This window comes from Micromonospora sp. NPDC049891 (assembly GCF_040660295.1).
Lineage (GTDB): Bacteria > Actinomycetota > Actinomycetes > Mycobacteriales > Micromonosporaceae > Micromonospora.
The window spans coordinates 1-20,839 of the sequence record NZ_JBFAML010000037.1; the positions used below are offsets into that span (position 1 = coordinate 1).

Annotated in this window: 17 protein-coding genes and 1 pseudogene; 9 read left to right on the forward strand and 9 right to left on the reverse strand. The window is 68.8% G+C overall.

Annotated features, from left to right (window positions below):
• Positions 1 to 217 precede the first annotated feature (217 nt).
• Positions 218 to 376, forward strand: coding sequence for a CNNM domain-containing protein (locus AB0I71_RS29340; RefSeq protein WP_357590105.1), 159 nt, complete (start codon positions 218 to 220; stop codon positions 374 to 376).
• 162 nt (positions 377 to 538) lie between these two features.
• Here AB0I71_RS29340 and AB0I71_RS29345 read toward each other — a convergent pair whose 3' ends face one another.
• The 4 genes from AB0I71_RS29345 to AB0I71_RS29360 form a co-directional block, all read right to left on the reverse strand.
• Entirely contained in the window at positions 539 to 955 is a 417-nt protein-coding gene (locus AB0I71_RS29345) for a PIN domain nuclease (protein ID WP_357590107.1), read from the reverse strand.
• The gene (locus AB0I71_RS29350) at positions 946 to 1,170 is read right to left on the reverse strand and encodes a hypothetical protein (protein ID WP_282236437.1); all 225 of its coding nucleotides are present in this window, start codon (positions 1,168 to 1,170) and stop codon (positions 946 to 948) included. Before AB0I71_RS29350 ends, AB0I71_RS29345 begins: the two co-directional genes overlap by 10 nt.
• A gap of 379 nt (positions 1,171 to 1,549) precedes the next feature.
• Positions 1,550 to 2,053: a tyrosine-type recombinase/integrase gene (locus AB0I71_RS29355; protein ID WP_357590109.1), complete on the reverse strand. Its 504-nt coding sequence runs from the start codon at positions 2,051 to 2,053 to the stop codon at positions 1,550 to 1,552.
• Positions 1,968 to 3,098 (reverse strand): site-specific integrase, encoded by a 1,131-nt coding sequence (locus AB0I71_RS29360; protein ID WP_357590111.1) that lies wholly within the window; start codon positions 3,096 to 3,098, stop codon positions 1,968 to 1,970. The genes AB0I71_RS29355 and AB0I71_RS29360 overlap by 86 nt, the downstream gene beginning before the upstream one ends.
• 623 nt (positions 3,099 to 3,721) lie before the next feature.
• On the opposite strand from AB0I71_RS29360, the gene AB0I71_RS29365 reads away from it, so the two are divergent.
• Positions 3,722 to 4,693 carry a hypothetical protein gene (locus tag AB0I71_RS29365; RefSeq protein ID WP_357590113.1) on the forward strand — a complete coding sequence of 324 codons (972 nt, stop codon included), beginning with the start codon at positions 3,722 to 3,724 and terminating at the stop codon, positions 4,691 to 4,693.
• On the opposite strand, the gene AB0I71_RS29370 is transcribed toward AB0I71_RS29365, so the two are convergent.
• Positions 4,683 to 4,856, reverse strand: coding sequence for a CsbD family protein (locus tag AB0I71_RS29370; RefSeq protein WP_204009015.1), 174 nt, complete (start codon positions 4,854 to 4,856; stop codon positions 4,683 to 4,685). The genes AB0I71_RS29365 and AB0I71_RS29370 overlap by 11 nt on opposite strands.
• Before the next feature lie 105 nt (positions 4,857 to 4,961).
• Between AB0I71_RS29370 and AB0I71_RS29375 the strand changes: the two genes are divergently transcribed.
• The 4 genes and pseudogenes from AB0I71_RS29375 to AB0I71_RS29390 all read left to right on the forward strand — a co-directional run bounded on the left by AB0I71_RS29375 (position 4,962) and on the right by AB0I71_RS29390 (position 8,626).
• On the forward strand, positions 4,962 to 5,423 hold the full coding sequence (locus AB0I71_RS29375) for a hypothetical protein (RefSeq protein WP_357590115.1): 462 nt from the start codon (positions 4,962 to 4,964) through the stop codon (positions 5,421 to 5,423).
• A 2-nt stretch (positions 5,424 to 5,425) separates the two neighbouring features.
• Positions 5,426 to 5,818, forward strand: a pseudogene (locus AB0I71_RS29380) (ATP-binding cassette domain-containing protein); the annotation flags it as partial.
• A 484-nt stretch (positions 5,819 to 6,302) separates the two neighbouring features.
• A complete protein-coding gene (locus tag AB0I71_RS29385; protein ID WP_239099164.1) occupies positions 6,303 to 7,616 on the forward strand; it encodes a hemolysin family protein in 1,314 nt (437 codons plus the stop codon).
• On the forward strand, positions 7,616 to 8,626 hold the full coding sequence (locus AB0I71_RS29390; protein ID WP_357590118.1) for a hemolysin family protein: 1,011 nt from the start codon (positions 7,616 to 7,618) through the stop codon (positions 8,624 to 8,626). Before AB0I71_RS29385 ends, AB0I71_RS29390 begins: the two co-directional genes overlap by 1 nt.
• Before the next feature lie 88 nt (positions 8,627 to 8,714).
• On the opposite strand, the gene AB0I71_RS29395 is transcribed toward AB0I71_RS29390, so the two are convergent.
• The 3 genes from AB0I71_RS29395 to AB0I71_RS29405 all read right to left on the reverse strand — a co-directional run bounded on the left by AB0I71_RS29395 (position 8,715) and on the right by AB0I71_RS29405 (position 11,625).
• On the reverse strand, positions 8,715 to 8,936 hold the full coding sequence (locus tag AB0I71_RS29395) for a hypothetical protein (protein ID WP_204009011.1): 222 nt from the start codon (positions 8,934 to 8,936) through the stop codon (positions 8,715 to 8,717).
• 106 nt (positions 8,937 to 9,042) lie between these two features.
• On the reverse strand, positions 9,043 to 10,128 hold the full coding sequence (locus AB0I71_RS29400; protein ID WP_357590120.1) for a sporulation protein: 1,086 nt from the start codon (positions 10,126 to 10,128) through the stop codon (positions 9,043 to 9,045).
• A gap of 180 nt (positions 10,129 to 10,308) precedes the next feature.
• The gene (locus tag AB0I71_RS29405) at positions 10,309 to 11,625 is read right to left on the reverse strand and encodes a hemolysin family protein (protein ID WP_357590122.1); all 1,317 of its coding nucleotides are present in this window, start codon (positions 11,623 to 11,625) and stop codon (positions 10,309 to 10,311) included.
• Between the two features lie 127 nt (positions 11,626 to 11,752).
• Here AB0I71_RS29405 and AB0I71_RS29410 point away from each other — a divergent pair, with 127 nt between their 5' ends.
• On the forward strand, positions 11,753 to 11,953 hold the full coding sequence (locus AB0I71_RS29410) for a hypothetical protein (RefSeq protein ID WP_204009004.1): 201 nt from the start codon (positions 11,753 to 11,755) through the stop codon (positions 11,951 to 11,953).
• A gap of 374 nt (positions 11,954 to 12,327) precedes the next feature.
• Here AB0I71_RS29410 and AB0I71_RS29415 read toward each other — a convergent pair whose 3' ends face one another.
• Entirely contained in the window at positions 12,328 to 12,657 is a 330-nt protein-coding gene (locus tag AB0I71_RS29415) for a hypothetical protein (protein WP_357590124.1), read from the reverse strand.
• Between the two features lie 205 nt (positions 12,658 to 12,862).
• On the opposite strand from AB0I71_RS29415, the gene AB0I71_RS29420 reads away from it, so the two are divergent.
• The gene (locus AB0I71_RS29420) at positions 12,863 to 20,263 is read left to right on the forward strand and encodes an RHS repeat-associated core domain-containing protein (RefSeq protein WP_357590126.1); all 7,401 of its coding nucleotides are present in this window, start codon (positions 12,863 to 12,865) and stop codon (positions 20,261 to 20,263) included.
• 15 nt (positions 20,264 to 20,278) lie between these two features.
• On the forward strand, positions 20,279 to 20,815 hold the full coding sequence (locus AB0I71_RS29425) for a hypothetical protein (protein WP_204008999.1): 537 nt from the start codon (positions 20,279 to 20,281) through the stop codon (positions 20,813 to 20,815).
• The last annotated feature ends 24 nt before the right edge of the window (positions 20,816 to 20,839 follow it).

Genomic DNA, 20,839 nt, shown 5'->3' on the forward strand with positions numbered 1-20,839 from the left:
CCCACACCCTGCCTCTCGACGAGGCGGAACGCGGATTCGAGATCTTCAAGAACAAGCAGGGCAACTGCGAGAAGGTCGTCCTCAAACCCTGACCATAAACCGCATCCCGGCGGGCACACAGCAACGTATCGGGTGCCTGCCTAACCGGGCCGGTATGTGACGCAAGAACGGAACCTCCCAGTACCGACCAGCCCGAGCTCCGAGAGGCGGCGTGCCGGTGACCGAGTGGCTGCTGCTGGCTGGGGCGGGCCTGCTGATCGCGGCGAACGCGCTGTTCGTGGCTGCGGAGTTCGCCTTCGTCACGGTCGACCGATCGACGGTCGAGCGCCGGGCGCAGGAGGGCGACCGCCGCGCCGTTAGACTACTGGCACGGTGAACTCGTACCGAAGAACTGGGCGACCTCCGAACCGCTGCGCGTCGGCCGCGCCGTCGCCCTGTCCGGGACTGCCCCCGGTTCGGTCTCGCCGGGTGGGGGCGCTCGTGGGTCTGCGGTCGGGGCCGGTTCTTGCGGCACTGGCTCTGACTTTCCGGGTGCGGCTCAGCCGGGCAGGGTTTCGATCGGCTGGCCGGTGAGCGTGGCGATGAGGTCGAAATCTTTGTCGACGGCCAGGACGGTTAGTCCGGTCTTTTCGGCGGTTGCGGCGATCAGTAGGTCGGGGATTGACGGGGCGCGGTGTTGGCCGCGGTCGGCGAGCAGCATCTGCACTTCCAGTGCCCGGTCCTCGATTGCGGGTGTGAGGTGTTCGACCGGCATGAGTGACAGCGGTGGGGCGGCGAACTGTCGGCGTCCTGCTTCTCCGGAGCGCGCCGAGTAGCCGAGTTCGAGGCGCGTGATGGTGGAGAGGCGGACGAGTCCTCGGCTGATGCGTGCGCTCCACTCGTCGCGGTTCGCCGCTTGACCATGTTGGAGGCGTATGTACGCGGACTTGTCGATCAGCCAGCTCGTCACCGCCACGCGGCCTCCATCACCGTAGGGTCGGCGAGGTCGGCGAAGGCCTCTGCGGATCGTTGCCAGTCCTCGGCGGTGATCGTCCGGTCGCCAGTGGGGCTGATGTTCTCCTCGAACTTGCGGCGTAGGTACTCGTTGCGGGACAGCCCGAGGCTGGCGGCGGCGGCGTCGATGCGGTCCACGGCTTCTTGACTGAGATCACGGACGAGGATGTTGGGCATGTAGCACCTCCCTTGGGCGAATGATATCACGATATCATTCCGACGATGACGTGAACGCGGATCCGGAGCGTTGCCGCACATGCCTCGCTGGTCTACGGACGGGTCGAGCGGCCCCGGCTGGCACGAGCCACGGTCACCTGCCGTGATGGTGCTCCGTTGGTGCTCGGATGTCCGGTACTTGATCGGCACGAACTGATCGGAATCGGCAACGGACGCCTCGCTCGCCGACATTTTACGCCTGATCTTGACCCTTCATCCGCTGTAGCGCCCGGACCAGCAGGTACTCAGCCGCTTGTTTCGGCACGCAGCACCACTCGGCGGCACACATGAAGCGCCGGTTACGCAGCGTGGAGAGCATCTGGTGGGTTCGGACTACGGATCAGAAGGTTAGGGGTTCGAGTCCCTTCGGGCGCGCAAGATCATAAGGGCTCTGAGCTGCGGGAACGCGGTTCGGGCCTTTTCTGTTGTTGGACCTGTTTGGACGGTGGGTGTCACGTGGGCGCCATTCGGGTGTCATCACGTTCCGTGACGATGGGTTCCGTCGGGGGTTGGTGACCTGTGGCTTCTTTTCCTTGGCGGTTGCCTTGCGGGCTGGAGTATGTGCCGCCGATCGCGGCTGGGGTCGGTTGCGGCGGCCCTTCTTGCGGATCTTGGCGCGGGTGCGGTGGGCGGCGGCGAGGACCAGGTGGGCGGTGGCGTCGGCGCAGCGGCGTTGGGCGTGGGGTAGGACGCTGGTGTAGGTGTCGGCGGTGATGACGATGCTGGAGTGTCCGAGCATGTCCTGCAGGGTCTTCAGATCAGCGCCGGCTTCGTGGGCCAGCGAGGCGGCGCCGTGGCGCAGGTCGTGCAGCCGGACCGGCGGGATGCCGGCGCGTTTGACCAAAAGCCGAAACCGACCGCTGGCATAGCCGGTGCAGGGGACTGCCGTCCTTGCGGACGAACACGTAACCGGACTCGACCCATGTCTTCCCGCCCGCCTTCCGGCGGGCTTGCTGGTCTCGTTGGCGTTCTCGGTGGTCGCGCAGAACCTTGACGGTGCGCTTATCGAGGGCGACCGGGCGGCGTCCAGCGGCGGTCTTGGGGTCGCCTTCGATGACCTGGTAGCCGGCGGTGGTGCGGTTGCGTTCGACGTACAGCACCCCGCGGTCGAGGTCGATCTCGGTCCACCGCAGTCCGCACATCTCACCGCGGCGCAGGCCGCGTAGGGCGGTGAGCCACCAGAACGCGAACAGCGGGTCGTCGACCACGGTGTCGAGGAACGCGCCGAGCTGCGGGGCGGTCCACACCGCGACGGTGGGGTGTTCGCCGGTGGCCTGCCAGGCGTGGACACGGTCGTCGGTCCACACCTGGGCGTGGGGTTTGCGGTAGCCGACGACGGTGATGTGCCGGGCCGGGTTCGCGGCGATCAGGCCGTGTTTGACGGCGAGGTTGAGCGCGGCGCGCAGGGTGGTGCGCAGGTGCTGCATCGCCGAGGCTGACTGTGGCAGTCCTTTGGTGTTGGTGGTGCGGGCGATCTGGTCGAAGACGGTGCGCAGTAGTCGGGCGTCGAGGTCGGCGAGCCGGTACGGGCCGAGGTGGGGGATCAGCACGCGTTCGACGTCTCGGGTGTAGTGCAGGCGGGTGGTCGGCCGGATCCGGGTGTGCTGCTCCAGCCAGTGCCGCAGCCACCGCTGCACGGACCAGCCGCCGGCGGTGCGCTGCTCCTCGGTCGCGGCCAGCCACTCGTCGCGCGCCCGGCGGGCCGCCGCCTGCGACGGGTAGCCGCCTCGGCGGACGCGTTCGGATCGGCCGAGCGCGTTGCGGGCGGAGCAGTGGAAGTACCAGGTGCCGTGGTTGCGGTCGCCCAGGTTCGGGCAGCGCTGTTCCAGCCGTCGGCCGCTGTCGTTGCGGCACCCGCACCGTTTGAAGATCACACCTGACGTCGCCATGACGGCACCTTCCTCGTGGAGTCACCTCTTTACCGATGCCGGTCTGCCGGCTGGTACGGGTCCGTCAGCCGATAGTCGCCAGCTTCCGACCATCAGCGCGCCCTGCCCGGGGGATGAGCCGTCGCTCGGCCGGCAGAGCGGCGGGTTGCGGCACTGGTGTGCTCCGGTGTCGAGGGCCGGTTCGCCGCCGCCTGCGCTCATGGTGGTGTGTGCCGCTGCTGACACCGGGTCGTCAACCATCGGCCGCCCTGCTGGCAGTGTGTTGTTCAACCCGGACCGGCAGGCCACGCCGACGGCGATCGCGTTCGCCGCGGCGGTGCTGGTGCTGCCGTATTCGCTGGTGGGGCCGTTCGCGGGGGTGTTGCTGGACCGGTGGAGCCGCCGGACGGGGACCGTGGTGACCAATCTGGTCCGGGCGGGTGTCGTGCTGCCGATCGCCGCGATGATCTTCTTCGGGTCGGAAGGGCCGCTGTTCTTCGTCTCGACGCTGGTGGTGATCGGTTTGGGCAGGCTGCTGCTGTCGGGACTGTCGGCGGCGACTCCGCATGTGGTGCCCGGCCAGGGGTTGGTCACCGCCAACGCCGGTCGGCGGTACGGCGGGGTCGGTGGCGTACTCGCTCGGGTTGGGCTGCGCCCTGCTTCTGCTGCAGACCGCCTTCCCGGCTGGCGACGCCGGTTACGCCGCCATCGCGCTGCTCGCGCCAGTCGGCTACCTGGCGTCGGCCGCGCTGGCTCGGTTCTCCTTCGCCCGGCTCGAGCTGGGTCCTGACGGTTCCCTGCCGCATCGCCCGGGCCTCGCGGGAGAGGCGGTTGCGGTGGTCCGCGGCATGGCCGACGGGATACGCCACCTGGGGCGGGCGCGCGGCGCCGCGTACGCGATGGTGGCTCAGGCGGGGTTCCGGCTGTTGTTCGGGGTTCTGGCTTTGGCGATGCTGCTGCTTTACCGCAACCGGTTCGCCGGCGATGATCTCGACGGCGTACCGGCGCAGTTGGGTCTGGTCTTCGCCGCGGGCGCGGGCGGGGTGTTGCTGGCGGCGGCGGTGACTCCGGCGGTGGCCCGCCGGGTCGGGGGGTGGCGGTGGGTGGTCGGGCTGCTCGCGGCGGTGGCGGTGGCGTTGCCGGTGTTCGGGTTGCCGTTCGACCCGCTGCTGCTGGTGGCCGTCGTCCTCGTCGTCAACGTCGCCGGGCACGGCATCACTATCGTGGTGGACACGAGTGCAGCACGAGTGTGCCGACGCGTTCCGGGGGCGGGTGTTCGCGGTCAGCGACACGACGTTCAATCTCGCCTACGTGCTCGGCATGGTGGCCGCGTCCCGGTTCATCCCGGACGACGCGCGTTCACCGGTGCTGCTCGGTGTCGCCGCGGCCGGCTACGGGTGCCTCGCGGGTCGGGTACGCAATTGCCGCCGGCCGGTGGGCTCGCGAAGCAGGGGCGACATCGCCCTGTCAGCCACGGGGATGCCGGGCGCCAAGCGGTAGCCCGTCGGCCGCGCCTGCCGCCGGTAAAGACGACGGCCACGGCGGAAGGTGCCGCCGTGGCCGTCGTCTGTCGTCTCACCCGTGCCGCGCCCTGCGCGGGGCGGGTCAGCTCTTGAAGGCGTCCTTGATCTTCTCGCCGGCTTGCTTGACGTTGGCGCTGGTCTGGTCGCCGCGGCCCTCGGCTTCGAGCTGCTCGTCGTCGGTGGCCCGGCCGGCGCCTTCTTTCAGCTTGCCGGTGGCCTCTTCGGAGGCGTTGCTGATCTTGTCGTCGATACCCATGGAGCCTCCCGCGTCTCGTGGTGGCGCTACACCGGCGTCAGTACCCTCGGCGCCGGGCCTGAACCACCGTCGGCAGGTCAGGTGTTGAGGCCGTGCGCCTGGTGGGTGCGGCTGCCGGTCGATGTCGGGTTCGAGGTAGATCGCTGTGGCGGTGGGCAGGACCCGGCGGATGCGGGCCTCGGCGTTGTCGATGGTGGCGGCGACGTCGGCTCCCGGTCGGCGGTGCCGATGGCGATCTTCGCCGCGACGAGGAGTTCGTCCGGGCCGAGGTGCAGGGTGCGCAGGTGGATGACGCGGTCGACGCCGGGGGTGGAGATCAGCTCGGTGTGGATCGCGGTGACCTCTTCGGGCAGGGCGGCCTCACCGATGAGCAGGCTCTTGGTCTCGACGGCGAGGATGACGGCGATGGGCGACCAGCAGGACGCCGATGCACAGGGTGGCGATGCCGTCGAAGAAGGCGTTGCCGGTGAGCACGCTCAGGCCGATGCCGGACAGGGCGAAGAGCAGGCCGAGGAGGCGCCGGCGTACTCGAGGAGGATCACCGGCAGTTCCGGGCTGAGGGCGTGATGGCCCTGGCCGCGATCGACCGGGTCGGCCTGTCGCACCGCTCCGGGCACCATCCGCACCAGCTTTCCGGCGGGGAACGGCAGCGGGTGGCGATCGCCCGCGCGCTGGCCAACGAGCCGGCGCTGGTGCTGGCCGGCGAACCGACCGGCGCGCTGGACACGAAGAACGGTCAGGCGGTGCTGCAACGGCTGCACCCGGAAGGCACCACCATCGCGGTCATCATCCACGACCGGCAGACCGCCGCGTCGATGCCGCTCTGCGTGGAGATCGTGTGGACCCGGACGGCCGCGGATCGCCTACGCAGCACCGCCGAGTTCGCCCAGGCCGACAAAGACCAGGACGCGTGCGAGCGCGAGGCGTTCCGCGAGGCCATCGCCGGCTACGGCAACGACTGACCGAAACGCTACGGATCAGGACATCAGGGGTTGGAGTCCCTTCGGGCGCACTTCACGGTCAAGGCGGTGACCAGCGTAAACGCGGGCTGCGGCCGTGATCGCCGTGATGCGGGCGTGCGGTGCGGGGTCGACCCTGCCGAGTTGTCCGCGACGGACAATCAGGGCTTCAGCGCATCGTCCATCGGGTTCGGCCGTTCCCGGTGGAGTCCAGGGATCGGGTCACCAGGTGCAGACACTTCAACGCGCCTACTCGTTGGGGAAGTGGCTGCGGCTCTGTGACCAGGCTGGCGAGAAAAGGGACCAGGAGCCGGCCAGGAGCGGAATTGTCAGGTTGCTACCAGAAAGCCATGCCACACTTCGACCACCGCTGGCACGAGGAGGAGTACGACCCGATGGGCGACGGCAAACGTCCGAGACCATTGGCCCGCCGCTGCGGGCCTGATTCGCCCGGCTTCACCCGCATCAGGTGCGTAGCCCCGTGTGGGTGCTGAGTCTCCTCCTGGGGCTGCTGGTGGTGTTGGCGATCACCGCGGCCACCGGTTACTTCGTGGCGCAGGAATTCGCGTACATGGCCGTCGACCGGTCGCGGCTCAAGGCCCGCGACGCGGCGGGTGATCTTGCCGCCAGGCGGGCGTTGGACGTGACCCGACGGACCTCGTTCATGCTGTCCGGTGCCCAGCTCGGGATTACCGTGACCGCTCTGCTGGTCGGCTACGTCGCCGAACCGTTGATCGGCGAGTCGGTCGGTGTCGCCCTCGGCGGGGTCGGCGTCCCGACCGGCGTCGGCGTCGCCATCGGTACGGTGGCCGCGCTGCTGCTCTCGACCTTCGTGCAGATGCTGTTCGGTGAGCTGTTCCCCAAGAATCTCGCCATCTCGCGGCCCGAGCCGGTGGCCCTCTGGCTGGCCAGATCGACCCAGATCTACCTCCGGGTGTTCGGATGGCTGATCGCCTTCTTCGACAAGTCCTCCAATGCCCTGCTGCGCCTGTTCGGCATGGAACCGGTGCACGACGTGGAGCACGCCGCCAGTCGCCGCGACCTCGAACACATCGTCAGCGATTCCCGCGACTCCGGGGACCTTCCCGCCGAGCTGTGGATGCTGCTCGACCGGGTGCTCGACTTCCCTGACCGCGACGCTGCCCACGCGATGGTCCCGCGGGCCCGGGTGGACGTCGTGGAGCCCGGCCTGACCCCCAAGGAACTGTGGACCAAGATGGCCGGCGGCCACTCGCGCTACCCGGTGCTCGACGACCGCGACGGCGTGATCGGGGTGGTGCACCTCGCCGACCTGCTCGCCGTCGACAGGGGCGGTGCCGGCACGGTGGCCGACATCATGCGGCCGCCGGTGCTGGTCCCGACCTCGATGCCACTGCCCCGGGTCGTGCAGATCCTGGCCGAGCGGAAGGCCCAGCTCGCCTGTGTGCTCGACGAGCACGGCGGGTTGGCCGGCGTGGTGACCGTGGAGGACCTTGCCGAGGAACTGGTGGGGGAGATCGAGGACGAGCACGACGACGCCACGGCACCCATGTCGCCGGCCCGGCCGGCCGCGGCGGACGGCACCTGGGAACTGGTCGGCACCCTGCCGCTGGACGAGGTCGAGCGCACCATCGGGCATGACCTGCCCGAATCGGACAGCGAGACCCTCGCCGGTCTGGTCATCGAACTGCTCGGTGAGTTGCCCGCTCCCGGCGCCGTGGCTCGGCTCAGCCTCGGCGAGGTCAAACTGGCACTTGAGGTGGTGGAGTTGGAGCGGCACGTCCCGTCGCTGGTTCTGCTGCGGACGGAGGAGAACCGCTGATGGGTAACCCGTGGGTGGTGGTGGCTGTCACCGTCCTGCTGATCGTGCTCAGCGCCTTCTTCGTGGCCGCCGAGTTCGCGTTGCTGGCGGTCCGTCGGCACCGCCTCGACGCGCGTTCCTCGCACAGTCGGTCGGCCCGGGCGGCGGTGCGCAGCTTCGACGAGCTGACCGTGCTGCTGGCTGGCTGCCAACTCGGTATCACCGCCTGCGCGCTCGGGCTCGGCGCGGTCACCAAACCGGCCGTCAACTACGCGCTGACTCCGCTGTTCCTGTCCTGGGGCGCACCCGGTTGGACGGCCGACGCGGCCGGTTTCGCACTGGCGTTGCTGGTCGTGACCTTCCTGCACCTGGTCATCGGGGAAATGGCCCCCAAGTCGTACGCCATCGCCCACCCGGAGAGAACCGCCATCGCCCTGGCGATGCCGATGCGTGCCTTCATGTGGTTCACCCGTCCGGTGCTGCGTGCCCTCAACGCCAGCGCCAACTGGTGCCTGCGCCGGGTCGGCGTCGAACCCCGGGATACCATCGCCACCGGCCAGAACGCCGCCGATCTGCGCCACCTGGTCGAGCACTCAGCCAACGTCGGCGCGCTCGACGCGTCATACTCCGCGCAGCTGACCGATGCCCTCGACCTCGACCAACTCACCCTGGCCGACCTCACCAACCCGGAACGTGAGCTGACCGCGGTGAGAGCGGACGACACTGTGCTGACGGTCCGCACGGTGGCCCGCGACACCGGGCACCTGCGGGTAGTCGTCCTGCGCGACGGCGCGGCCGTCGGCGTGGTCCACGTCCGCGACACGATGGACCAGCCGGACAACCAAACCGCCGGCGAGGTGATGCGCAACGTCCTCGTGCTCGACGGCTCGACGCTCGCCTACGAGGCCCTGGCCATCATGCGGACCACCCGCCACCACCTCGTGGTGGTCACCACCCCGAACGGACCGGCGGTGGCCACCTTGACCGACGTGGTCGAGCGGCTGCTCCGAACCCCTGCCGCGGCCCGCTGACCCTCCCACCCGTCCGGTGGCCGGGCCGGTAGCGCACACCACAGCGTGCGGCGTGGCGCCGGAAGCCCGGCACCACGCCGCGAGGGAGCTACTTGCCCCCGGCGAGGGCGACCAGGGCGTTGGCGGTGCGGAAGTACGGGTTGCGGCCGAGGTCGCCGACGGTGGTGACGTTGAAGGCGTCCTTGAGCAGCTTGGCGTCGCCGTCGCTAACCCCGGCGAGGGCGGACACCGGGGCGTCGACGATCTCGGTGAGGGTCTTGTCCTGGTAGGCCTTGTCGACCAGCTTGGTGAGGTCGGCGGTGACGGGCATGCACACTCCTTCGAAGTCCCGATCGGGCAATCCGACCGGTCATGGACAAACCTGCCGAATTAGATCATGGAGCGAGTGCAGGGATCCACTGTGGATCCCGATCGGTTCACGCCTCTTCGTCGCCGCCCTCGTCGTCACCGAAGGAGTCGAAGACCTCCTCGGCGACCATGCCGCCGGCGAAGCCGAGTGCGGCGCCGCCGACCACCCCGGCGGCGACGGCGCCCATGCCGGGGCCGCCGTGCCGCTCGTGGTGCTCCTCCTTGTAGTGCCCGCCGGGGTGGCCGTACCCGGCGTGGCCGTAACCGGGAGCGCCGTAGGCGGGTTGCCCGTAGCCGGGCGGCGGGGGCGGGGGCGGGTAGCCGGGGGTGCCGTAGCCCTGGGCGGGCGGGGCGTAGCCGTGGCCGGCGTGCAGGCGCTGGTATCCGTCGAGGGCCTGACGGACCCAGCCGTCGACCTGCGCGGCCCAGTCGACGCGGTCGGCGTCGGCGTGCGCGGCGTGGTAGCGGCCGAAGGAGTCGTGGCCGCCGGTGAACAGGCCGCCGCGCTTGTCGAACTCCAGCACGACGTCGACGCCGTGCTCGTTGGCGACGAAGGTCAACTCGACCTCGTTGACAGTGTGGGCGTACTGCGGGGCGGCGTAGTACTCGATCTCCTGGTAGAACGGCAGGCTCTGGTGCAGCCCTGAGATGTGCCCGCGCTCCAGGTCGGCGCCCTTGAACGGGAAGCCGAGCCTGCCGAAGGCATCCAGGATGCGCTCCTGCACCGGCAGCGGGTGCACGTAAACCGGGTCGAGGTCGCCCTTGTCGACCGCGCCGCGGATCGCCACCTCGGTGCGCAGGCCCATGGTCATCCCGTGCAGGTGCTGCCCGTACAGGTCGGTCACCGGGGTCTCCCACGGCATCTCCACCTGCAACGGCAGCGACAACTGCTGGCCCTCGCGCAGATGCAGGCCACCCGCGACCTGAACACGGTGGAACTCGACGAGCGCGTCGTAGTCCTCCTCCGCGCCGTCGACCTCCACCCGGGTGACCAGCCCGACGGTGATGTGGTCGATCTCCACATCGTGGCTTCCGCCGGTGAGGTTCATCTGCCCACCCAGCATCAGCCCCGGGCGGGTGCTCGGATTCGACAGGACGGTATCGACGCTGGGGCCGCCGACCCCGAACGCGCCCAGCATCTTCTTGAACACCACGAACCTCTCTCTCGACGCACACCGAACGCGCGACACCCGGATCCGATGGAACTTCCACGCGAAACCGTTATGCCGCAACGAGATCAACGACGTCCATAATGGAAGTCGCCGCGCCGGGAAGCTACCAACACCGCCTGAGAAGTAGCTGAATGTATTCGTTAGGTTACCGTCGGGAAGGGTTTAGGAACTCGTCTCGTCCTCGCCGGCCTCATGCCTGTTGCCGGGCGTCGGTGTGGCGCGCAGGCGTACCCGGGTGATGGCCCGCCCGGTCACCTCCGCCACCTCGGCCGTCAGGCCGGGTAGTTCGATCACCTCGCCGGGCGTCTTCGGGATGTGGCCGAGGTAGGCCAGGACCAGGCCCGCCACGGTCGTGTAGTCCCCGGTCTCGAGTGTGTCCTCGTCGAGGTCGATGCCGATGTCGGTCAGGTCGTGCAGCGGGAAGCCGCCGGGCAGCAGCAGCGCCCCGTCCGGCTCTCGTACGACGGCCTGCACGTCCCGGTCGGTCTCGTCGTAGATCTCCCCGACGATTTCCTCGACCAGGTCCTCCATCGTCACGATCCCGTCGATGGAGCCCCGCTCGTCCACGACGAGGGCGAACTGCTGCCGCTGGGCACGCATTTCCCGGATCGCCTCGGTCACCTTCAACGTCTCCGGCAGATACACCGCCGGGCTGGCGTACTGGGCGACCGGGCCTTCCTGGTCGAGCAGGTCCCGCAGGTGCACCACCCCGACGGTGTCGTCCAGGCCGCCGCGACCCACGACCGGGGCTCGGGTCTGTCCCGACTTACCCAGCTCGCGCAGCGCCTGCGGTGCCGTCAGCGACGCGGAGAGGGTGACCACCTCGCGACGCGGGACGAGGATCTCCCGCAAAATCCGTTCGGCGACCTCGAAGGCGCCAGAAATGATCATCCGGTGTTCGGGAGTGAGGTTGCGCTGCGCGGCGACCATGTCCCGCAACTCCTCGGTGGTGACCTCCTCCCGCCGCGCGCGGGGGTCACCGCCGCTCAGGCGTACGACCGCGTCGCTGGCCTTGCTCAGCAGCCAGACCGCCGGCCGGGAGAACGCCGACAACGCATCGAGGGGGCGGGCGACGAGCAGCGCCCAACCTTCGGCGCGCTGCATGGCGATCCGCTTCGGTGCCAGCTCACCCAGCACCAGCGTGACGAACGTCAGCAGGACGGTCACCACGACGATGGACACCGGCTCCGCCGCGCCACCGAAAAACCCCAAGGGGCCCACGAGCGGCTGGGCCAGGGACACCGCCGCCGCGGCCGACGCCAGGAAACCCGCCAGGGTGATGCCGATCTGAATCGTGGCCAGGAAGCGATTCGGGTCCCGCGCCAACTTCGCCAGCACCCGCCCGCCCCGGGAGGTCCGCTCCAGGCGCTGTAGCTGGCTTTCCCGCAGCGACACCAGCGCCATCTCGCTGCCCGCGAACACCGCGTTCACCAACACCAACACGAACACGAGCGTGACCTGCACGCCATAGCCACCCACGGCCTGTTCGACGCCTCCTCCAGCGGACCCTCCGGAGCATCAACCGTAGCCGCCGCGCACATCCCACCCACCCGGGGCCGGCAAACACGAGGGGCATTTTCGCCACCCATCGGTGGGTTCGCCACCGGTGCCCGACCTGACCGGCCGCGTCGCCGCAGTCCTCGGCGGCAACATCCTCGACGTGCTCACCCTCGTCGCCGGCGACCCCGCGTACCGGCACGGAGCCGCATGCCACACCGCCGGCAGCCAGGAGCTGCTCGCCACCACCGGCCTGTTCATGATCGCCACCCTGCTCGGCGGCCTGCTCATCCGCCAGACCTGCGGCTGAGGGCGCCTCGGCTTCGCATGGGTCGTGGTGAGATGCATCCGCAATCGTGACGTGCCACCGTACGGACACCTGTCGTTGAAGGCCGGAGGTAGCGCGTGCCGTGCGGCAGCGGCACCACCAGAGACTGGCTCCGGCGATCTTGATTCCGGCGCGCCGAGTGTCCTGGCGAAGCGCGACCACAGCTGTGCCACGTATCCGGCGGTCAAGTCCCGCCCTGCGCGTTCAAGCCGCTCGGGCTGGCCGCGCCTCGACAAGCCGCCGGTGCCAGTCCGCTGCGTGTTTGAACCGCCCCGGATCTTGTAGAGCCATCGCCGAGCCCGGCGTCTTGTGTCGTCGTTGCCGGACATTCTTGCTGCCGTCAGTAGGCGGACCAGTCATGTGGCTTCCTTGAGGCACTCGAGGATTGCGGTCTGTGCCTGCGGGGAGAGGTTGGCCTCGGTGGTGGCGTCAACACCGTCCGCGCCGTGGAGCAGCGCTGCCAGTTGGTCGTCGGGGGCGTAAGTGAGGTACCAGTCCGCCACGCACTCGGCCGCCGGGTCGGGCACGTCGGCCGTGCGTGGGTCACGCTTCAGCGCGGCGATGACCTCGGCCCGGTCCGGCCGGTCCGGGCCCGCCGTGAGGACCGAGCCGAGTACGGCCGTACCGGCGGCAGAGGCGACCACGGCAACGGCGAGGATGGTGGTCCACCGTGGAATCCTGGCCATGGTCGTCACGGTAGCGGCCGTCCGCATCGCGCGCTGCCCGCCTGCCTGCGCGCGGCCGCTGCGGCCTCCACATGGCCAAGCGACCCCCACCGAGGGATGACAGATCGCGTTGATGTCGCTACGGTGGGTTCGCACGCGGCGATCGATGAGCTTCATCGCAATGAGCGTCGACGTCGCCGTTGACAATTGATCTAACGGGGGATCAATGAGCGCTACGCGTGGCTTCCGTCTGCGTATCCGTCTGTCGGCGCTGGTCGTCGTCACGCTCGGCCTTGGCTTCGCGCAGGCCCCGACGCCTGCGTTGGCTGCCGTCCCGGAGCCGGGTGCCCGGCTTGCAGCCGGGCAGGCCGGGCCACTAGAGCACTTTTACGATGCCGCAGGCCAACTCGTTGCGACTAGCGACGGTACCGATGCGGCCGTCAACCGGTATGACGAAGCCGGCAACCTGTTGCGCACCGATCGGGTACCGGCGTCTCGTGTCACGATCTTCGCACTGGTGCCGGCGCGTGGCCCAGTCGGCACGAGGGTGGAGATTCAGGGCACGGGATTCGCTCCGGCGGCGGCCGACAACGACGTCACCGTCGATGGCATTCCCGCGACGGTTACCACGGCCAACGCCAACCGGCTGACCATTGAGATCCCTGCCGGCGTCACCGACGGTGTGGTGCGGGTGGCGACCGGCGGCGAGGCGGCGACGAGCCCGACGCCGTTCACGCTGGCGCGTGGGGTGACCAAGCCGCAGATCACCGAGGTGTCCACGGACCACGGCAACCGCAACGAGATTGTCACCATCACCGGAACCGGCTTTGACCCGGTGGCGAGCCGCAACGTTGTCCAGTTCCACCGGACGGTCGCGCGGGTGGAGCAGGCGAGTGCGACGAGCCTGCGGATACGGGTGCCCGACGCGGCGTCCGCGGGACGAATCAGCGTGCGTACCCCCGGTGGCGTGGCGGTCAGTTCGGAAGATTTCCTCGTCTCACCGCGCGGGTTCGTCATGCGTGACCTGGTTTACGCGGGCCGGCTGGCCAAGGACGGTCCGGCGATCGCCGCCACCATCCCGGCCGGCAAGGCGGCACTCCTGCTGATCGACGGGACCGCCGGCGAGCGACTCAACCTACAGACCTCGAACAACACCATTCCTGTTCGTTCGGCGCTATGGATGTTCACCCCGTACGGCGGCAACTTCGCCCGCGGAGCGCTGGGCGACCCGCTCGACATCTGGGCCGGTGCGCCGCTGAGCCAGGACCTGCCGGCCATGCCTACCACCGGCACGTACGCGATGGTGATCAAGCCGAACGACGGCGCGGCGGGGCAGGTCGCGATCGCGGCGTCCACGACGCTCGCCGGTACGAACCTGACGAAGAATGGCGCGGGCGTGCCGTTCCAGATCACCGTGCCGCAGCAGGCGACCGAGTTTCCGTTCACGGCGGCGGCTAACGAGTGGATCAGTCTCGGCCTGACCGAGCTGAGTGAGCCGTCCAACCGCTTCGTTGTCACCATCACCGCGCCCGATGGCACGGCGAACACCTGGAACTACGCCCTAGCCGACTACATCCCGACGATGGTCTACCGGACCCGGGGCGCCGGAACGTACCGGCTGGCGGTCACGTTCGGGCCGAACGAGTTGGGCTTCGGTAAGATCTGGCTGTCCTCGGTGATCAACGGGTCGACGCTCGGCGTCAACGGTGCCGAGGCCAGCCTGCGTATCGAGCGGCCGGGCCAGTCGGTGCGGCTGCCGTTCGAGGGCATCGCCGGGCAGGATCTCCAGCTCGGGTTTTCGGAGAACCTGCTCCAGCAAAATGACCGCCCGTACTATCCGGGCGCGTTGCTGATCGAGCCGGACGAGGTGCAGCGCGAACTGCCACGGGGATGGCCCGAGGCACGTTCCCTACCGACCCTGCGCAAGACGGGCACGCACCACCTGCTCATCACCGGGTGGCAGGCGGTGGGCACGGTCAAGGCGTGGCTGTCGACGTCGATCGACGGCGGCACGCTGGCTTCTAACACCCGCTCGTCCGTGACGATCGACCGACCGGGCCGGGATGCCGAGTTCTTCTTTGACGGTACCGCTGGTCGGCCGATCTCTATGGGCACGATCAACAACGCGATACCGGGCGAGGTGACGCTACGGCTGTTCCGGCCCAACGGCAGCCAGGTCAGCCTGGGCAGTGGGCGCAGCTTCGACATCGCCGCGTTGCCGGACACGGGCCGGTACCGGCTCCAAGTGGATCCGGAGTCACCAGGCACCGGGCGGGTCAACGTGTACGCGGCCGAGGCGATCGACGTCGGCGAGATGGCGCTGGACACGGCGATCCCGGCTCCGGTGGAGCTGCCCGGGCAGAGGGTGGTGGGCCGGTTTGCCGGGCAGGTTGGTCAGCGGCTGAGCCTCGGAACCCGAACCCCCATGGCGAACCTCACGGTTCGGGTGTACCGGCCGGACAACTCGCTGCTCACCAGCGCCAACATCGACACCCGGTTCGGTCTGGACTTGCCGGCGCTGACGGTTTCCGGTGAGCACCGAATCGAGATCACCACGTTCAACCGGGAGACCGGTGATCTCACGCTCTTTCTGTCGACCGAAGCCGACGCGGGCGACTTCACCGTGGACGGCGCGAACAAGACGATCACCATCGCGCGGCCGGCGCAGAATGCACGGCTGACGTTCACCGCCAACGCCGGTGACCGAATCGACATGAACATCGTCGCGCTCGGACTCGAGGGCGGCGGCGCCTTTTACTACACTCTCGTCGGCCCGGACGGGCGGGTGCTGGCCAACCACTGGTGGCCGGTCCGGTTCCGGGAACAGTTGCCCACGCTGACCGCCACGGGCGTGCACACGCTGATCCTCGACCCGGGCACGGGCGCCACCGGCACTATCGAGCTGGGTCTGAAGAACCGCACGACGCCGTTGATGCCCAGGACTGCTGACAGGAAGGCGCTCACCGAGCCGCGACCGGTCACCCCGGTATGCGACACGGAGCCGGAGACCGCACTCGTTCCGTCGGCGCCAGCGCCCGGGCAGGCGGACGCGGCGCCGAAGCCAAAGCCTGCGGCCAGCGCCTGTCAGGTCGCCACCGGCTGGAAGCCGGACGCCCGACACCTCGACGGCGGCGATTGGGTCACCGGGGAGTGGACTCCGCCGCACCGTGATCGCGCATTGCAGTTCCCGGTCGGGATGACCGGCGTGGTCGGCAAGGTGCTCGACACCCGGGGCCAGCCGCTGGCAAAGGTCACCGTCAGCGCGGCCGGCAAGCGCGCCGTCACCGACGCTAAGGGACGCTTCGCCCTGGCCGACGTGCCCGGAGGCCATCTGTCGGTGCGCGTGGACGGCCGCACCGCGGAGGGCGAGTACGGCGTGTTCGACATCGGTGTTGAGGTCGAGCGCGGCCAGGTGCTCGTCCTGCCGCACACGATCTACCTGCCGGAGATCGACCCTGCCGACACGGTCCAGGTGCCCAGCCCAACCACGACGGAGGTCGTGCTCACCACCAAGGCGATCCCCGGCTTGGAGGTACGCATCCCGGCCGGCACGGTGATCCGCGACGCGGACGGCAACGTTGTCCGGGAACTGAGTCTCACCCCCGTGCCCATCGACCGGCCACCATTCCCGCTTCCGCCGACGAAGGTGCCGGTCTACTTCAGCGTCCAACCCGGCGGCGGGGTGCTGTTCCCCGAGGGTGCCACGATCGTCTACCCGAACTACACCAAGGAAGCTCCGGGCACCCGGACCCAGTTCTGGAACTACGACCCGGACGGCCGCGGCTGGCACATCTATGGACACGGCACGGTCTCCCGGGACGGCAAGCGGATTGTGCCCGACAAGGACGTCAGGTTCTACCGTCTGACCGGTGCGATGACTGCTGTGCCGGGGATGAATCCCCCGCCGCGCGCCCCGGTGGCCAACGGCGTGCGGGTCGCGGATCCGGTGGACCCGGCCACAGGCCTGCTCGTCGACGAAAGCGTCGACCTGGTCATCGACGACATCCTGCCAATCGAGATTAAACGGACGTACCAGCAGGGCGACCAGGACGCCCGAGTCTTCGGCACGGGAATGAACTTCAACTACGGCATCTTCCCGTGGTCACCCGGTAGCATCGGCAACTTCGACTTTCAGACGTTCGACCTGATCCAGCCGGACGGCTCGAAGATTCACTACACGAGGACAACGCCGGGCACCGACTACGCCGGTGCTGTCTTCCGGGCCGCACCGACTCCCACAAAGTACGACGGGTCTACCGTGGCGTGGAACGGCGACGGCTGGGACGTCACGCTCCGGGACGGCACCGTGATCGTCCTCGGCGACGAGGCACCCGTCCAGGCGATCCGCGACAAGTATGGCAACACCACCACCATCACCCGGGCCACGGCCGGTCCGGGTACCGACGGCAAAGTCCGGCAGAACGGCGCCATCACCCAAATCACCTCCCCGAGCGGCCGCTGGGTGCGGTTCAGCTACGACTCTGCCAACCCGCCGCGCATCAGCGCCATCGAGGACAACATCGGGCGCCGGGTCAGTTACACGTACCACGGAACCGGCCACCTGAAGACGGTGACGAATCCAGACGGCGGGGTCACCGAGTACTCCTGGGATACGGCCGGCCGAATGAAGACCGCCCGCGACCCACGCGGCACCGAGTTCATGGTCAACGAGTACGACGACCAGGGCCGGGTCGAGTCGCAGCGGGCCGCAGATGGCGGACTGACCGAGTTCGAGTACACCACCGCTGGCGGCGCCATCACCGAAACGCGGATGACCGACCCCCGCGGCCACGTGCGTCGGTTCACGTTCAACGCCCACGGTGCGGTCCTCACGGACACCCGCGCCTTCGGCACCGGCAGGGCGCAAACTGTCCGGACCGAGTACGACGACAGTGGCGTGCGTCCCGTAGCCACGGTGGACGCCCTCGACCGCCGAACCACCTACGACTACGACGATGCGGGTCAGGTCCAGGAGATCACGTATCTCGCCGGCACGCCGCAGGCCCGCTCCGAGGTGTTTGAACGAAACGGCCCGCACGGTGAGCTGACCAACTTTACTGACACGTTCGGCAACAGCACGAGCGTGGACCTGGACGGGCGCGGCGCCACCAGGAGCGTCACCGACGCGACCAACCGCCGTACCACGTACGAGGTCAACGCAGCCGGACTGATCACCAAGGAAATCGATCCGGGGCAGCGCGAGACGACGTACGTGTACGCCGACGCGGACCCGGTGACCATCACCGATCCAGATGGGCGGAGCCTGCGGGCCGGCTTCGACGCGATTGGCCGACCGGTGTACGAGGTCGACGGCCGCGGTGCCGCCACCGAAACCGCCTGGGCGCACCACGGCAAGGCGCGTTCGGTCACCGACCCGCTCGGACACACGACTGTTTTCGAATACAACGCGAACGGCATGCTCCACATCGTGACCGACCCGCGGGGCGGCGAGACGGTCTACGACTACAACGAGATGGATCTGCTCGAGAAGATCACCGACCCACTCGGCAGGGCCGAGACCTTTGGGTACGACCGGAACGGCAACCTGACCCGGCACACCAGCCGGCGGCAAATCGTCACCGAGCACGACTATGACGAGCTGAACCGCCCCGGGCAGACTCGCGTCGGCGGGACCACGGTCGACTACACCTTCGACCTGGCCGACCGGCTACGCGGCACCACCGACTCACAGGCCGGCACGACCACGCTCGAGTACGACGACTTCGACCGGGTACGCAGCGAGATAACGCCGCAAGGCACCGTCAACTACAGCTACGGCACGACCGTGCGAGACCGCACCATGACGCTGCCAGACGGCGCCACCCGGCATGTTTACGACGCCAACGGCGCCCTCAGCGAGATCCATCGCAACGGTACGCAGGTCACCGCCATCACCCGGGACGCCGTGGGCCGGCCGGAGCGGGTAGGGGCGCCCGGCGAGGGCGTGCACCAGGTCTACAACTACAACCACGCGGGCCAAGTGAAGTCGATTACCTACCAGGCCGGAACGACCGTGCTGGGCGAGCTGGTGTACGACTACGACGCTGCCGGCCTGCCGATCCGGACCTCCGGTAGCTACTCTCGTCCAGTCCTACCCGCGCCGTTCGGGCCCGCGACCTATGACGCGGCCAACCGGATCGACACCTTGGACGACGTCGATGTCACCTACGACGCCGACGGCAACCTCACCTCCGATGGCGAGACCACGTACACGTGGAGCCCGCGTGGCGAACTATCCTCACTGAGCCGCCCGGGGTTGTCCGCCACCTTCGGATACGCCACTGACGGCCGCCGCACCGCCCGCACCATCGGCGCAGCTACCACGAACTATCTGTACGACGGGGCCAACCCGGTGCAGGAAAAGGTGGCTGGGGCGGTCACGGCGACGATGACCGGTGCCGGGTTCGACGGCTGGCACCTGCGCGAGTCGGGCGGTACGACCAAGCGGTTCCTCACCGACGGCGTGGGTAGTACCGTGGCGTTGGTCGACGACGCCGGGGCGGGGGCGCAGTACGCGTACGACCCGTTCGGCACCACCAGTGTTACCGGTGACGACGGTGGCAACCCCTACCGCTACACCGGCCGCGAAGACGACGGCACCGGGCTCTACTACTACCGGTCCCGCTACTACAGCCCGGTCCTGCAGCGTTTCATCAGCGAAGATCCGATCGGCATCACATCGGGCGAGTCCAACCCGTACACGTACGCCCTGAACCGGCCGACCGCGCTGAACGACCCACTGGGCACCAAGCCGGCGCGTCCCGGCGGCGGGCGAAGCTGTTCGACACCGAACAGCTTCACCCCGGAGACGTTGGTGCAGATGGCCGACGGTTCGCGCAAGCGGATCGCCGACGTGCGGTTGGGTGACAGGGTGTTGGCCGGCGATCCCGAGACCGGCCAAACGGCGGCCCGCACGGTCACCGGTGTGATCACCGGGGACGGCGTCAAGCGCCTGGTGGACATCGCCGTGGACACCGACGGCGACGGCGCCGCCGACGGCACGCTCACCGCGACCGACGGCCACCCATTTTGGATGCCCGAACCGGGTGAGTGGCGTGAGGCGAAGGACCTGCGGACGGGCGACCTGCTCCAAACCGGGGCCGGCACCCACGTCCAGATCACCGCGATCCAGCACCGCACCGACGTGCAGCGGGTCCACAACCTCACCGTCGACGACCTGCACACGTACCACGTGGTGGTCGGTGGCGAGCCGGTCCTCGTCCATAACACCAACGCGCCGCGCATCTTCGCGGTGGGATGCAACGGAGACACCGAGGTCCTGCCGGTGCATGAGATCAACCGCAATCGGTACCCGGATGTGGCCGACAACTTCGAAAACGCTATCCGCAACGGGCACAGCCCGATCGTCACCCGACAGACCGGCCGGTCGAATGTCCGGGCGAACCGCAACGCTGCCCAGGCCGGCGAGCCGCGGCCGGACTCGCTTGGCCGCAACCTGTCCTGGGAGGAGTACCCGTTCGCGTCGACCCGCGAGGGGGGAGCCGGAGCGCAGCTGCGTCTCATCGACCGGACACAGAACACCTCGCACGGCCGAGATTCGCTGTGGCCGTTCCTTCGAGACAACGGCGTTGCCAATGGTGATCGTTACTATGTGCGCGTCAATTGACGAACGGGAGCGCACATGCTGATCGACCGTCTAGACGAACTGGTGACGATCGTCCGTGAGCTAGGTCGTCCAGTCGCCTCGTTGCTCGTGCCGGGTATTTCCCGCCGGGAGGTGGAGCGCGCGTACGGTGCGCCCGTGCCCGAGGACGTGGCCACCTGGTTCGGCTGGTGTAACGGAGTTCGCTCCGAGCCCGGGCAGATCCAGGACACCGTGAACCTGGTGCCCGGCTACCGGCCGCTGTCGGCGGCTGAGGCCGCTGCCCTTCGGCCAGCGTATGAGGACGATCCGGTGCTTGGTACGCGGTGGATGCCGCTGCTCGGCGGACCGAGTGGTGACCTCTACGCGGCGGTGTGGTCCGGGAACGAGCGGCCCGGCATCGCCGGAGTGCTGATTGGTGAACCGACCGAGATTGAGTTTGCCGATACCGAACGGCTGGTGGACTTTTTCGTCCGCTGCTATCGGCAGGGCGCGTTCACCGTCGGAAGCGACGGGCTGCTGACGATGGACACCGACCGGTACGACGCGATATACGCCGACATCGCCGGCGGCTGAGCCGGCCACACACGGGGGAGGAAT